We start from the raw sequence: 13,259 nt of genomic DNA on the forward strand, positions 1-13,259 counted from the left end.
AGTCCTTCCTGTTGCCGGGCTGCCCTGCCTTCACCACACGCCCCGCGCCAGCTGCGCGCGGGCCACCCAGGCCTGGCCGAGGGCCACACCGCCGTCGCCGGGAGGCGCGTGCTGGGCTTCAAAGACCTTCAGCCCGCGGGCCTGCAGGCGCGCGCGCAGACCGCTGGCGAGCAGGCGGTTGTGCAGGCAGCCGCCGGACAGCGCGACCTGGCGGATGCCGGTGGCGAGGGCCGCATTGCCGAGCCACTGGGCCAGACCGTCGGCCAGCCCGGCGTGGAAGCGGGCCGCACCGCGCGCCGCATCGTCCTCGTCGGCCAGGTGATTGAGCAGCGGATAGAGATTGAGCACCGACAGGCCCGCCTCCGGGCGCTCGTCGATGTAGTAGCTACCGGGCAGCGCCAGGCAGTCGCCGAAGGCCCGTGCCAACGTCTCCAGCAGCATCGCCGCCTGGCCTTCGAAAGTCATCGTGTCGCAGATGCCGAGCAGTCCGACCGCCGCATCGAACCAGCGGCCGAGGCTGGTGGTCGGCGGGCAGCGGGTGCCCTTGTGCAGCATCGCCAGCACCTGCTCCACGGCCTGATCCGGGAAACGCCGGGCCGCCTCATCGCTGCGTCCCAGCGCGTGCAGCACGCCGCAGGCCATGCGCCACGGCTCCCGCGCCGCACGGTCGCCGCCGGGCAGCGGCAGCGGGCTGAGGTGGCCGAGGCGACGGAACTCGGCGCCATCCACGTAAAGCAGCTCGCCGCCCCACGGCATGCCGTCAGTGCCGAGGCCGACGCCGTCGGCGGCCAGACCGAGCACCGGCCCTTCAAGACGATGCTCGGCGCACACCGCGGCCAGGTGGGCGTGATGATGCTGGACGGCGATCGCCGGGATGTCCAGGCGTTCGGCCAGCGCCAGCGCGGCCTGCGTCGAGTAGTAATCGGGATGGGCGTCGTGGGCCACCGCCGCCGGCCGTACCGACAGGATGGACTGCAGGTGGTCGGCCACCTCGTCCAGCGCCGCGCAGGCGGCCGGACTGTCGAGGCCGCCGATGTGCTGGGACAGGAAGGCCTCGCGCCCGCGGGCCAGGCACAGGGTCGCCTTGAGGTGGGCACCGAAGGCCAGCACCGCCGGGCCGTCGTCGGGCAGCGGCAGGGACAGCGGCGTGAAGCCTCGCGCGCGGCGCATGAACTGGATGCCGGCGCCGGCAGCCTCATGGGGTCCGGCGGGCAGATCCGGCCGCAGGCGCAGCACCGAGTCGTCGCAGCGCACGACGATGTCCCGGTCGTGCATCAGCAGCACGTCGGCGATGTCGGCCAGGCGCTCGAAGGCTTCGTCGTTGTCCTTCACCAGCGGCTCCCCGTGGGGGTTGGCGCTGGTCATCACGAGACCCAGCGGCTGCGCGTCGACCAGCCACGCGGTGCCGGCGGGCCGGCCGGCGGCCTCGTGGAAGAGCAGGTAGTGCAGCGGCGTGTAGGGCAGCATCACGCCGACTTCGTCGAGGCCCGGCGCAATGCCCGGGAACATCCGGTCGAAGCCCGGCAGTTTTTCCAGCAGCACGATCGGCCGCTCGGGGCTCTCCAGCGCCGCGGCTTCCGCCTCCGACACCCGCGCCCAGCGCTTCACGCTGACCAGGTTGGCGAACATCAGCGCCAGCGGCTTGTGCGGGCGGCGCTTGCGCACCCGCAAGCGGGTTACCGCGTCGCCGTCGGCGGCATCGCAGGCCAGATGGAAACCGCCCAGGCCCTTCAGCGCGACGATCTCGCCGAGTTGCAGGCGGCGCAGCGTCTCGCTCACCGGGTCGCGGGCCAGTGCGCGCACGCCGTGGGGTTCGTACAGGGTCAGATGGGGGCCGCAGATCGGGCAGGCGTTGGGCTCCGCATGGAAACGCCGGTCGCCCGGAAAGGCGTACTCGGCCTCGCAATGCGGGCACTGCGGGAAGGCCGCCATACTGGTGTTGGCGCGGTCGTAGGGCAGACGGCGGGTGATCGTGTAGCGCGGGCCGCAGTTGGTGCAATTGATGAAGGCATAGCGCCAGCGGCGGTCGTCAGGGTCACACAGTTCGCCGAGGCAGGACGGGCAGATCGCCGTGTCCGGACCGATGGCGGTGGCCACCACACCATCGGCGCTGGGCAGGATCAGGAACTCGGTACGTGCGAGGTCCGGCGCGATGACTTCCGGTTCGATGGAGTCCACTCGCGCCAGCGGCGGCGCTTCGCTGGCCAGGCACTGGGTGAAGGCATCGAGGATGGCTTCACCACCCTGGATCTCGATCTCCACGCCGGCGCCGTCGTTGCGCACCCAGCCGGTCAGGCCGAGCTTCCGGGCGAAGCGGTAGACGAAGGGCCGGAACCCCACACCCTGCACGACGCCGCGCACGCGCAAGCGGCGGGCGACACAGGTCGGGTCGACGATCATCAGCATCGGCGCGTCACCCCTTGGCGGCGAGCCGGGCTTCCAGCTCGGCAATGCGCGCACGCAGCTGATCGACGGTGCGCTGGCGGCCGGCACGGGCCTCGCCGAGGCGGGCATCGATCCAGCCCAGCCAGTCGGCAAAGCCGGCACCGGTGGTAGCGGACACCTGAATCACCTCGAGCGTGGGATTGACCCGCCGCGCGAAGTCGATAGCCTTCTGCACGTCGAAGCTCAGGTAGGGCAGCAGGTCGATCTTGTTCACCAGCATCAGGCGTGCGGCGGCGAACATGTCCGGATACTTGAGGGGCTTGTCCTCCCCTTCGGTCACCGACAGCACCACCACCTTGGCGGCCTCGCCCAGGTCGAAGGCCGCCGGGCAGACCAGATTGCCGACGTTCTCGACGAGCAGCACGCTGTCTTCCTGCGGGCTCAGCTTTTCCAGCGCACGGCCGACCATGTGAGCGTCCAGATGGCAGCCCTTGCCGGTGTTGATCTGCAGCGCCGGTGCGCCGGTGGCGCGGATGCGCTCGGCGTCGAAGCTGGTCTGCTGGTCGCCCTCGACGACGGCGACCGGCACCTTGCTCTTCAATTCTTCAATCGTGCGCACGAGCAGCGTGGTCTTGCCCGAGCCCGGACTGGACACCAGGTTCAGCGCCAGGATGCCCCGGTCGGCCAGCCAGCTGCGGTTGCGCTCGGCGTAACCGTCGTTCTTGGCGAGGATGTTCTGCTCGATCCTGACCATCTGCGCCTGGCTCATGCCCGGCGCGTGGGCGCCGGCCGGACCCTGGCCGTAATGCACGCTGCCGTCGCCGTGGTCGTGGATGTGCTCGCCCTCATGGACGTGATCGTGGCTATGCACGGAGCCGTCGGCATGGCGATGGGAGTGACCGTGGGCAGCGGCGGGCACCCACTGGTAAGGCGAGTGGCCGTGCGCATGCTCGTCCGCGTGGTGATGAGTATGACGGTGCACGGTGCCGTCGGCGTGCACGTGCTCGTGTTCATGCTCGTGATCGAGGGCTTCGCCCTCCAGGCGGTTTTCTCCGGTTCCGCAACCGCACACATTGCACATGTCTCAGACCACCTTCATTCGATTTCCAGTTCCTTGACCCGCATCTCGGTGCCGCCAGTGGCCTGCACCTGGTAGCTGCCGCATTTCGGGCACGGATCGTACAGTGCCGCGACGGGCACCGTCTCGGCGCACTGCATGCACCAGCCGCTGCCCGGCACGCTGTCGATCTGCAGCGCGGCACCGGCGGCAATGCTGTCCTGCATCACCACGTCGAAGCAGAAGCGCAGGCTGTCCGGCTCCACCGACGACAGTTGGCCGATCTCCAGCACCACCGTCTTGACCTTGTGGAAGCCCTGGCTGCACCCGGCATCCTCGACGATCTGGCGGATCCCTTCCGCCAGCGACATTTCATGCATCCGCGATCTCCACTTCATACGCTACGCAGGGGTCGAGCAGCAGCACCGCCCGCTCCACCGCCTCCTGCGCCGCGGCCTGCGTCGGCAGGCTGGCGGGCAGCAGCTTCACAATACCCGTTTCGCTGGCGAAATTGCGATCCGTCGGCGCCTCCACGTGCCAGCCGACGATGCGCCCGCCGTCCAGCCGCAGTTCGTGGCGCAGCGCACCGCGGGCCGTATGGATCCACGCTTCGCCGTGCCCGGCCGCCGGCCGGCCGGTGCTGCCGTAGGGATAGACGTCGTCCGCCGTCAGGGACTCCTGCGCCGCATGCACTGCCGCCAGACGGGCCTGAAGCCCCGTACGAAGAGCCAGCGCGCCGTCTGCATCCAGCTGATCGAAGCCCTGGTCGAGCACCCCGCCGCCACCGCCCAGCGTCTCGTCCAGCACCCGCGCAGTGGCCGCCACCAGCGCCGAACGCCCCTGGCCGCGCACGTTGCGCCAGGCCGCAAAGGCGGCAGTCTGCGGCGCCACGCCGAAGCGCCGCGGCCAGTCGAGCAGCAGGCGCCACAGGTGTTCGTGCAGGCACTCGGCCCACAGCAGCCAGCTTTCCGCCGGCTCCTCGGTGGCCCACCCGGCAGCCAGCAGGGCCAGGCGCCCCGCTTCCCGCTGGGCCTGGGCGCACAGGCTGTAGTACAGCGGCACGCGGCTCAGCGCCTCTTCCGGCGTCAGCCCGACCAGGGCCTTGGCGACCGGCGGCCGCAGCAGATTGACCCGCCAGTCGTGCAGACAGCCATCCGCCCAGCGCGCACTGATGCGCAGCCCGCCGGCAAGGGGTCCATTCATCATCGGCGACGCTCCCTTCTCACGCTACCGACGCGCTGCCGCGCCCGAACAGCCAGCGCCGGCGCGACACCGGCTCGGACATCTGCGTCTCCACAGGGGCCTCCAGCGGCGGGCGCAGCAGCGCCAGCAAGGCCGCCTGGGCCGTCGCGCAGGCGGCCTCCATCGAATCGAACTCCAGCGCCGGCGAGAACAGCGAACACATCTGGAAGGGTCCGAAGCCGACGTCTTCGGCGTGGATGAACTCATAATCCCCGCTCGGGAAGCGCCTGTGCTGCTTGGACAGCGCAGGCGCCGCCTGCCACGGGGCACTGCCGGGCAGCAGCAGCAGGTTGATCGCCCACGGCATCACCAGCGCGCCCACGCGGACACCTTCCCACTCCGCCAGCCCCAGCAGCCGCACGGACAGCAAGGGATTGCACAGCGGCACGTCGGCCATCGCCCCGGCGGCGACGCCGCGGTAACAGGCCTCGACGCGCTCGACCAGTTCGGCGGCGGCCAGCGGATCAGCCATCCTTCAGCACCATGAACTTGTGCTGCGGGGCGTCACAGGTGGGGCAGCGCCAGTGCTCCGGCAACCGCGAGAACGGTGTGCCGGGCGGAATACCCCAGTGCTCGTCGCCTTCGGCCGGATCGTACACCGACCAGCAGATGCCGCATTCCAGCTTGTCGGTGTCGGCCAGCTTGGCGCCGTCGCCGAGAAAGGAGCCTTCGAACATGCTCAGCCCTCTTTCAGCATCTGGATGTATTCGCCGAGGCGCTCGATGGAATCCGCATAATCCTCGGCAGCGGCCAGCACCACTTCGGGCATGTCCACCACCTCGATGGTGTTGAGGATCAGGCTGTCCATGCTGTTGAAATACTGCACCCACCACACGTTGGCGAGCCGCGTGCTGGTGACCCGGCAGTTGCCGTAGCCCCGCGACAGGATCGACACCTCACGGTGGCCGAGAGCGCCATACAGGTAGTCCAGATCCGTCTCGGTGACCGGCAGCAGGGTCAGGTTGATCACGTGGGCCGGTTTGCCGAACTGGTGGCGGGCGGCCTGTTGCTGGACTTCGGCGAGCAACGCCTCGCCGTTCATCATGTTGGGCAGCAGCGGCGGCAGGCTCAGCTCGGGCAGCGTGGTGGCGCGCATCGCCGCGTACAGTTCCACCGGCACCGGAGCGGCGACGAGGCGGTCGGCAACGATCCGACCGCCCTCGCCTTCCTCCAGCACGCGCCACAGCGCGGCAAAGGCGGTTTCCTGCACGCGCACCCGGCTCGGCGCCAGCGTGAAGGCGGACACCTCGCCAAAACCGAGGGACTGGGTCAGCACCTCGCGGACGCCGGCCGACTCGTCGTCGAGCAGCGCCGTCGCCGGCTGGGCGGCGTCGATAGACTGGACGCGCATCGTCGCCAACAGGCCTTCGAGCACCTCCGCCGCCCGCGCGATGTCGGCGGCGCTGGCGGCCTCCGGCAGGCGCGGCGCCTGGAAGGTGTTCATGCCGCTCGGCATGGCCAGGTAGTCGGGTGCCTCGTCGGTCTGCGAACCGGGGCCGACGGGCACGACGGGAATCGGGAAAGGTTTCATGAACAGCTCCTGGCGTCCTGGACGGCAACGGAAATCGGGGGACGGCTGGGGGCGGCGGCGGCCAGGGCCTGCAACTCGCCGACGAAAGGCCCCCAATCGAGGATGCCGCTGAAGGCCCCCAGGTAGGCGCCGTCGCGCAGCACGACGACGGTCGGGAAACGGCTGGCACCGAAGCGCTTAGCCAGCAGCGGGCTGGTCTGCGCATCGGCGGCGAAGCGCCGCGCCGGCAGCCCGAGAGCCTGCAGCGCCTCGGGCAGCACGACGATGACATCAAGGGATTCGGGGCTGCGCTGGGGGTCGTCGGTCAGCAGCAGCACGGCCAGCCCTGCGCCGGCGTCGAAGGCGGCCGCGTCGGCGACGCGCTCGAAACCGTGGCGCTCGGCCAGGCGCTTGAGGGCCCCCTCCAGCTTGTCGAGGGACGACTGGGGCGGCGCGAATTGAACGCTCATGAAAGATCCTTCAAGTGATCGGGCAGGCTCGGCTCGCGGTCGACCAGGTCGGCAAACAGCGCGTCGATGCGCGCATGGTCGCCGGCCATTGCCGCATCGAGGGCAGCCAGCGCGTTGTTGATGGCCGCGGCCCGGTCGGCGTCGATCACCTCCCGCGCGGCGCCGAGAAAGGTCAACAGCCAGGTACCGGGCGGCTGTTCGCCGACCAAGGACAGGTCGATCTGCTGCTCGCCGCCCGACCCGTCGCAGCGGGCCATCCAGCCGGCGGATTCGATGACGCGATACGGTACGCCGAGGCACACGGCTCAGCCCTCCTGCAGGAAGCGCGCATCGCCGAAGCGGCAAGCCTCCTGCTCGCTGGGGCGGCCGGACTCGTAATTGGCCATTTCCAGGCTGCCTTCGTTGAGGCGCGGCCCGGCGCCTTCGCGCGGGGCCAGCGGCGCGCCCCAGCGGGCCAGCCATTCGCCGGCCACCGCCAGCGCCGGCTCGATCTGCGCCTTCACCGCATCGCGCAGGCTTCCGCCAAAGTCTTCCAGCTCCACCGGCTGGCAACCGATCAGCACCAATTCTTCGGGCAGGCGACCGAGCAGTTCGGCGGACGCCAGCACCTCCTGGAAACCAGTCTGGTGCAGGCTCATCTTCTTCGCACCCATGAAGCGCGGCACCTCGCTGCCGGTCACGACGCGCAGGGTGCCCGATGGATCGCCGTAATCCACGGCATCGAAGACCAGCAGGCGCTGCGCCTCCTCCACATAAGGCAACAGGTACAAGCCCTGAGTACCGCCATCCATCGCGGTGACGTTGTCCGGCAGCGCATAGCGTTCGGCCAACGCCTCCACGCAGCGCACACCAAAACCTTCGTCGGCCCACAGGAGATTGCCGATACCCAAAACGAGAATTCGCGGCACGGAAGTCATGAACACGCCTTTGTAACGGGATAGGTTACACAATCAAGATCCGTGCCGCCTTTGCCCGCAGGACGGCGAGCGGATAAATGACCGGCTCCAAAGGCTCGCAACCCTCGGCTCGACCGGGCAATCGGGCATCGCAAAACAAAAACGAAAAATAATCTTCCACAAAGGCACAGAACAGAAATCTCTCTTTCCACCAAAAAGCACTGCCAGACAAGCACAAAGGCATATATCGAATCCACGGGCGGGCTGTTCAATTTCACGTCCATTTACATTTATATTTCATCGACATAACCCGAAACAACACGAGCGGGAATTTTTCGCATTGCAACGGAATTTGCCCTGCACACCCGAACGGAGTGGTTTATTGTCTTGAGCCTATGAGAAAGATCCTGCCCGCCCTCACTGCCCTCGCTCTCCTGACCGCGGCGCCATTGGTCCGATCTGCCGAGGACGCCCCGCTCAAGTCAGCGACGCCCCCCAAACCCGCGACCACCTCCGAGGCCGAGAGCGCTATTCCGTCCACGCCTCGCAAGATCACCCGCTGGGAAGACACCGGAATGAAACCGGCGGAAGCCCGGGAATGGGAGAGTTATTCGTTCAAGCCCCACGAGGCGCTCGAATGGAAAAACGCCGACTTTGCTCCCGTGGTGGCGCGCACCTGGTCCGACAAAGGCTTCGACCCTGACGAAGCAGCTGAATGGCGCGAGACGACCAAGAACAACCACACGCTGATGGCGGAACTCGATCAGTCCGACCCCGTCCAGTGGAAGCGCGAAGGCTTCACCCCGCGTGATCGCCTGGCCTGGCTGGATGCAGGCTTTGGCTTCGAGGATGCGGTCACCCTGACCCGCGCCGGCATGTCACCTACCGACGCAGCCTGGCACGGCCACGAAAAGCTGAAGGAGCTCAGAAAGCAGGACGCCCCGGCGAAGGCTGACGCTCAGCATCAGGACGCCCTTTCCCCATCCTGGACATTGTCTGATCTGAAGCAGCTCTACGGGACGCTCCGCCCACACCTGGAGCTTGGGCTCATCATTGCTCTAACGATAGTGTCCTTCGGACTGGCCCTCTATCTGCGCTGGATCCGTAGATCGAATGCCGCTGAACGCCGGCAGAATGCCCCCGATAGCACAACGCCGGACACGGACCCGGAAAGCCCTGGCCATCGGTCGCATAAAAAGAAGAAGGCCGCTGCCCGCCTCACCGCCAAGCTCGAGGAAGATCGCCACCACCCGGCTCGCCGGACCACCTTCTGGACACCGACAACCCCGACCTGCGTCCATTGCAACAGCACAAACGTCCGCATGTCGCGAATCAATCCACGCCGGATCGCGGGCATCACATTCAGCGAGTATTTCCGCTGTCGCGAGTGTGGGCGTCATTTCTCCAATGTGAGTTATGCGCCGCTGGCTGCAGCCGGAATCACCATAATCATGCTCTTGACATTCAGCACGGCCGGCTTCATCCACCTGATGTCGCAGCTCCCGTAACGCTGCCCTGGCTGCCAGTCACAGCCCGGCATTCCCGATACAGATCCCACTGCAGCTGCAGCCCCAGCCAGAAAGCCGGCTCCAGTTGGAACAGCAGCGCCAGCCGCACCGCCGTATCCGGCGTCACGGCACGCTTGCCGCGCACCAGCTCATTGACCCGGCGCCGGGAGATTCCCAGCGCCTTCGCCAGCGCATCCTGGGTGATGCCCAACGGCACCAGGAAACGACTCTCCAGAAACAAGCCCGGATGCAGCGGACGCCGCCCCGGGCGTAGACGCAGAAAGGCCGGAACGCCCTGTTGCCAGGGACGGTCCGGCCCGGGGAGGGAGACCTTGCGGGTCATTGCGCGAGGGTGCGCAACACTCAATCCTTGAACATCCGCCAGCCCGAGATCATCGTCGAGATCAGGCTCTGGCGGCTCATGATGTCCTCGCGGATCGCCGCGTAGATGTGCACGACAGCGAAGCTCATCATGATCCACATGCCCAGCCGGTGCAGGCTGTGGGTCTGCATCGAGCCGCCGAGCAGCGGGATCACCCAGCCGAACAGGCGGTCGGCCCAGGAACCCAGACCCAACCCTTCGCCGTATAGCGCAAAGCCGGTGCACAGCATGCCGAAGGCCAGCACGGTGAAGAAGAAGAACATCATCAGCTGGGCCATCGGGTTGTGGCCGACGTATTTCTTCGGCTGCTTCTCAAGGAACAGATACCAGCGCAGCTCAAAGAACACCTCGCTCCACCAGTGGCCGTTGAAGATCGGCAGCTTGAAGATCTGGCGCGAATGGTGGTTACCGACGAAGGCCCAATACACCCGCCCGGCCAGCCCTACCGCGAAGATGTAGGCCGCGGCGAAATGGGCAAAGCGGATGTAACCGAGCAGGAAGTTGTCGGACGCCTCGCCCGGCATCGTCGGCAGCGGCTTGCCGATGAAATAACCGCTGACCGCCAGCACCACCATCGCCAGCGCGTTGATCCAGTGCCACAGACGCACCGGGGCCTCATACACGTAGATCGAGCGTACCTGCCGGCCGTGCCTTTCGGCCTCCAGCATGTCCTGTTGTGACAGCATGATCAGCTCCTTAACGGACCTTGACTGACGCCATTTCCTGTCCGTCCGGCGCCATCACGTGGGTGGAGCAGGCCAGGCAGGGATCGAAGGAATGCAGCGTGCGCAGGATCTCCAGCGGCTCGTCGGGCTTGGCCACCGGGGTGTTCATCAGCGAAGCCTCGAAGGCGCCGATCTGACCCTTGTCGTCGCGCGGACCGCCGTTCCAGGTGGTCGGCACCACGGCCTGGTAGTTGTCGATGCGGCCGTCCTTGATCTTGATCCAGTGCCCCAGCGCGCCACGCGGCGCCTCGGTGAAGCCGGCGCCCTTGGTCTCGGCCGGCCACTTGCTGGGCTCCCACTTGTCGATGTTGGCCGTGTTGAGGTCGCCGGCCTTCAGGTTGGCGATCAGCTTGTCGAAGAAGTAGCGCGACTTGTGGGCCGCCCACGATGCCTCCAGGCCCCGCGCCGCGGTGCGGCCGAGGGTCGAGAAGATCGCCTGCAGCGGCAGGCCCAGATCGGACAGCAGCTTGTCGACAGGCTCCTTGAACTCCGGGTTCTTCTGTACGTAGCCGATCACGTAGCGGGCCAGCGGGCCGACCTCCATCGCGTTGCCGCGCCAGCGCGGCGCCTTGATCCACGAGTACTTGCCGGCTTCGTCGAGGCTCTCGATCCGGGTCTTGGTGCCCTTGGTGTTCTTGCCGAGCTCGAAGTGCGGCTCGGTGATGCCGTCGAAGGGATGCAGGCCCTTGGACTCGTCGGCGTACTTGTACCAGCTGTGGGCGACGAATTCCTGGATCTGCTCCGGATCCTTCAGGTCCACCTCGTGGATCTTGGTCAGGTCGCCGCCGATGATCGCGCCGCGCGGCAGCAGCAGGCTGGAGGCGGAGTAATCGTTGGCCTTGTCGGGGATGTCGCCGTAGGACAGCAGCGCCTGGGACGAAATGCCGCCGCCGTAGGTCCAGTCCTTGTAGAAGCTGGCGATGGCCTTCAGGTCGGGGATGTAGACGTTGTCGATGAAGTCGATGCAGCGGTCGATGATGGAGCTGACCAGGTTCAGGCGCTCCATGTTGATCGCTCCGACCGCACCGGTGCCTTCGAGATTGATCGCGCAGGGCACACCGCCAACCAGCCAGTTCGGGTGCGGATTCTTACCGCCGAAGATGGTATGAACCTTGACGATGTCCTTCTGGAAATCCAGCGCTTCCAGATAGTGGGTGACCGCCATCAGGTTGGCTTCCGGCGGCAGCTTGTAGGCCGGATTGCCCCAGTAGCCGTTCATGAAGGGACCGAGCTGGCCGGATTCGACGAACTTTTTCAGGCGGTTCTGCACGTCGCGGAAATACCCCGGCGAAGACAACGGCCAGCTGGAAATGCTCTGGGCAAGCTCGGAGGTCTTCTTCGGATCGGCCTTCAGCGCCGACACCACATCCACCCAGTCCAGCGCGTGCAGGTGGTAGAAATGCACCAGGTGGTCGTGGATGTACAGGTTGAGCTGCATCAGGTTGCGGATGATGTTGGCGTTCTCCGGGATCTGGATCGCCAAGGCATCTTCCACCGCGCGTACCGAGGTCAGCGCGTGGGTACCGGTACACACGCCGCAGATGCGCTCGGTGAAGGCCCACGCATCGCGCGGGTCGCGGCCCTTCAGGATGACCTCCAACCCGCGCCACATGGTGCCGGTGGACACCGCGTTGCGGATCACGTTCTTGTCGTCGATGTTCACCTCGACGCGCATGTGGCCCTCGATCCGGCACACCGGATCGACCACCACGCGCTTGCCGGAGTTATCGAGCTTGAAGCCCTGGGTTTCAAGCACAGTCATTATTTATCTCCCGAATTCTGATTGTCGCCCTGCTTGTCGCTGCGGGCCCGCGCCAGCGCCGTCACCGCGGCATGGGCGGCAACCGCCGCGCCGACCACGCCGGCCGCCGTGCCGCCGACCTTGTCGGCATTGCCTTCGATGGCGAACTGCTTGATGTCGGTGACGCGATCGTAGAAGCTGCCCTTGTCCCAGAAGCCGTCTTCCGAGCAGCCGATGCAGCCGTGACCGGACTGCACCGGCCAGCTGACGCCGCCGTTCCAGCGCATCGACGAGCAGGCGTTGTAGGTGGTCGGGCCCTTGCAGCCCATCTTGTAGAGGCAATAGCCCTTGCGCGCCGCGTCGTCGTCCCAGTTCTCGACGAACTGGCCGGCGTCGAAGTGCGGGCGGCGGTAGCACTTGTCGTGGATGCGCTGGCCGTAGAACATCTTCGGGCGGCCCTGGCGGTCCAGCTCGGGAATCTTGTCGAAGGTCAGCATGTAGGTGACCACGCCGGTCATCACTTCGGCGATCGGCGGGCAGCCGGGCACGCGCACGATGGGCTTGTCGGTGATCACCTTATGCACCGGCGTTGCGCGGGTCGGGTTCGGCTTGGCGGCCTGCACACAGCCGTAGGAGGCACAGGCGCCCCAACTGATGATGGCCTTGGCATCGGCACAGGTTTCCTTCAGCACTTCCACGAAGGGACGACCTCCGTGGATGCAGAACATGCCGTCCTCGTTGAGCGGCGGATTGCCTTCGACGGCGACGATGTAGTTGCCCTTGTACTTCTTCTTGACCTCTTCGATGATCGCCTCGGCCTGGTGGCCGGCGGCCGCCATCAGCGTGTCGTCGTAATCGAGGGACAGCATCGACAGCACCACGTCCTTGGTCAGCGGATGGGCCGAGCGGATGAAGGACTCCGAGCAGCAGGTGCACTCCAGACCGTGCAGCCAGATCACCGGCGTGCGCGGCTTGTTTTCCAGCGCGTGGGCAATCTTCGGCACAAAGGCGCTGCCGAGGCCCAGCGAGGTGGCCGTCAGGCTGCAGAATTTCATGAAGCTGCGGCGCGTGATGCCTTGCCGCCGCAGCACTTCGTAGAACGTTTCAGTCATGGATACCAACCCCCTGGTGGAACATCGGGCCCGGATATGTTCTGATCTATCGCGACGCAAGCGGGCCGGCACGGTCGCACATGGCGAGAGGGGATTTAACAAAAAGCGTGCCCAATTTTGGCAGGCCGTAAAAACCCTTATCCGACAAGGCCTTATTGTTTTACGACGGGCTGCCGCACCGACCGCGCCGGGAGACTGGTAATCGACTGACCGGTCAAACGGAAACCAGAC

Annotated in this window: 15 protein-coding genes; 1 reads left to right on the top strand and 14 read right to left on the bottom strand. The window is 66.6% G+C overall.

Annotated elements, in window-relative coordinates; genetic code table 11:
* Positions 1 to 30: 30 nt before the first annotated feature.
* From hypF to AC1PQG_RS20155, 10 genes are read right to left on the bottom strand one after another with little or no spacing between them, the layout of a single operon-like run.
* Entirely contained in the window at positions 31 to 2,493 is a 2,463-nt protein-coding gene (gene hypF, locus AC1PQG_RS20110; protein WP_481119536.1) for a carbamoyltransferase HypF, read from the bottom strand.
* Complete coding sequence (gene hypB / locus AC1PQG_RS20115) at positions 2,414 to 3,466, bottom strand: hydrogenase nickel incorporation protein HypB (RefSeq protein ID WP_481119537.1); 1,053 nt, start codon at positions 3,464 to 3,466, stop codon at positions 2,414 to 2,416. The genes hypF and hypB overlap by 80 nt, the downstream gene beginning before the upstream one ends.
* A 14-nt stretch (positions 3,467 to 3,480) precedes the next feature.
* Positions 3,481 to 3,822: a hydrogenase maturation nickel metallochaperone HypA gene (gene hypA, locus AC1PQG_RS20120; protein ID WP_481119538.1), complete on the bottom strand. Its 342-nt coding sequence runs from the start codon at positions 3,820 to 3,822 to the stop codon at positions 3,481 to 3,483.
* A complete protein-coding gene (locus tag AC1PQG_RS20125) occupies positions 3,815 to 4,648 on the bottom strand; it encodes a hypothetical protein (protein WP_481119539.1) in 834 nt (277 codons plus the stop codon). Before AC1PQG_RS20125 ends, hypA begins: the two co-directional genes overlap by 8 nt.
* A 16-nt stretch (positions 4,649 to 4,664) precedes the next feature.
* The gene (hybE, locus tag AC1PQG_RS20130; protein ID WP_481119540.1) at positions 4,665 to 5,156 is read right to left on the bottom strand and encodes a [NiFe]-hydrogenase assembly chaperone HybE; all 492 of its coding nucleotides are present in this window, start codon (positions 5,154 to 5,156) and stop codon (positions 4,665 to 4,667) included.
* The gene (locus tag AC1PQG_RS20135; protein WP_481119541.1) at positions 5,149 to 5,361 is read right to left on the bottom strand and encodes a rubredoxin; all 213 of its coding nucleotides are present in this window, start codon (positions 5,359 to 5,361) and stop codon (positions 5,149 to 5,151) included. The genes hybE and AC1PQG_RS20135 overlap by 8 nt, the downstream gene beginning before the upstream one ends.
* Positions 5,362 to 5,363: 2 nt before the next feature.
* Complete coding sequence (locus AC1PQG_RS20140; RefSeq protein WP_481119542.1) at positions 5,364 to 6,215, bottom strand: hydrogenase expression/formation protein; 852 nt, start codon at positions 6,213 to 6,215, stop codon at positions 5,364 to 5,366.
* Complete coding sequence (locus AC1PQG_RS20145; RefSeq protein ID WP_481119543.1) at positions 6,212 to 6,664, bottom strand: thioredoxin domain-containing protein; 453 nt, start codon at positions 6,662 to 6,664, stop codon at positions 6,212 to 6,214. Before AC1PQG_RS20145 ends, AC1PQG_RS20140 begins: the two co-directional genes overlap by 4 nt.
* Positions 6,661 to 6,966 carry a HypC/HybG/HupF family hydrogenase formation chaperone gene (locus AC1PQG_RS20150; RefSeq protein WP_481119544.1) on the bottom strand — a complete coding sequence of 102 codons (306 nt, stop codon included), beginning with the start codon at positions 6,964 to 6,966 and terminating at the stop codon, positions 6,661 to 6,663. The genes AC1PQG_RS20145 and AC1PQG_RS20150 overlap by 4 nt, the downstream gene beginning before the upstream one ends.
* A 3-nt stretch (positions 6,967 to 6,969) precedes the next feature.
* Positions 6,970 to 7,581, bottom strand: coding sequence for a HyaD/HybD family hydrogenase maturation endopeptidase (locus AC1PQG_RS20155; protein WP_481119545.1), 612 nt, complete (start codon positions 7,579 to 7,581; stop codon positions 6,970 to 6,972).
* A 374-nt stretch (positions 7,582 to 7,955) separates the two neighbouring features.
* Here AC1PQG_RS20155 and AC1PQG_RS20160 point away from each other — a divergent pair, with 374 nt between their 5' ends.
* Positions 7,956 to 9,068 carry a hypothetical protein gene (locus AC1PQG_RS20160; RefSeq protein WP_481119546.1) on the top strand — a complete coding sequence of 371 codons (1,113 nt, stop codon included), beginning with the start codon at positions 7,956 to 7,958 and terminating at the stop codon, positions 9,066 to 9,068.
* Here the strand turns inward: AC1PQG_RS20160 and AC1PQG_RS20165 are convergent.
* Genes AC1PQG_RS20165 through AC1PQG_RS20180 form a run of 4 tightly spaced genes read right to left on the bottom strand, consistent with a single transcriptional unit; the run spans position 9,040 to position 13,028 of the window.
* Positions 9,040 to 9,411 carry a HigA family addiction module antitoxin gene (locus tag AC1PQG_RS20165; protein ID WP_481119547.1) on the bottom strand — a complete coding sequence of 124 codons (372 nt, stop codon included), beginning with the start codon at positions 9,409 to 9,411 and terminating at the stop codon, positions 9,040 to 9,042. The two genes, AC1PQG_RS20160 and AC1PQG_RS20165, sit on opposite strands and share 29 nt — an antisense overlap.
* Positions 9,412 to 9,431: 20 nt before the next feature.
* The gene (gene cybH, locus AC1PQG_RS20170; RefSeq protein ID WP_481119548.1) at positions 9,432 to 10,136 is read right to left on the bottom strand and encodes a Ni/Fe-hydrogenase, b-type cytochrome subunit; all 705 of its coding nucleotides are present in this window, start codon (positions 10,134 to 10,136) and stop codon (positions 9,432 to 9,434) included.
* 10 nt (positions 10,137 to 10,146) lie between these two features.
* Complete coding sequence (locus tag AC1PQG_RS20175; RefSeq protein ID WP_481119549.1) at positions 10,147 to 11,937, bottom strand: nickel-dependent hydrogenase large subunit; 1,791 nt, start codon at positions 11,935 to 11,937, stop codon at positions 10,147 to 10,149.
* Positions 11,937 to 13,028 (bottom strand): hydrogenase small subunit, encoded by a 1,092-nt coding sequence (locus AC1PQG_RS20180; RefSeq protein WP_481119550.1) that lies wholly within the window; start codon positions 13,026 to 13,028, stop codon positions 11,937 to 11,939. The genes AC1PQG_RS20175 and AC1PQG_RS20180 overlap by 1 nt, the downstream gene beginning before the upstream one ends.
* Positions 13,029 to 13,259: the final 231 nt, after the last annotated feature.

The organism is Zoogloea sp. GDB6 (assembly GCF_056724105.1).